The organism is Psychrobacter sp. 1Y4, from assembly GCF_051847555.1.
This window is the reverse complement of record NZ_JBPYDE010001221.1, coordinates 1-504: the sequence shown is the minus strand read 5'-3', so window position 1 is coordinate 504 and position 504 is coordinate 1. Positions and strand designations below refer to the sequence as shown.

Below are 504 nucleotides of genomic sequence, written 5' to 3'. Positions count from 1 at the left end.
ATCGTTGACTCAGGTGCATCTTCTTCGATATCAATATTGTCGATAACCTTAGCAACGTTTTGTACGTTACCAATAGCAATAATCGCTTTTTCACGATCGGCTTGAGTTTTAGCATTACCGCTAATTTCTGCCGTATCTGTAGAACCATTATATTTAATTTTTAAATTACTGATATTTAGGTTCTGTTGCTGAATACGACGTAGCAAAATGTTAGCAACTGATTGAGCTGAAGGCTCACTGCTCTTCACTGGTGTATTGGCGTCTGCCTTGGTTTCTGTCTTAGCGTCATGCTTTTCATCATCACGATTAAAGATTTTATCACCGATATCTTTTGCAAAACTGAACATACCCATATAACTTCTCCTTGAAATATTATTATTTATTATTCATATTTATTTTCGGTGGTGTACTGTTTAACATCACCGTGCTTTGTACTGTTTACCATGATGAGTATAGACAAAGGAACCAAACGTGAATAGTAAGAGTATGTTGAGTAATGTTAAT

The 504-nt window shown here is 35.3% G+C and carries 1 protein-coding gene; it reads right to left on the bottom strand.

What is annotated here, in order from left to right:
• Window positions 1-353 (bottom strand): BON domain-containing protein (locus tag ACS8FC_RS21240; RefSeq protein WP_439298235.1); only part of this gene is annotated, 353 nt, incomplete at its 3' end.
• Window positions 354-504: the final 151 nt, after the last annotated feature.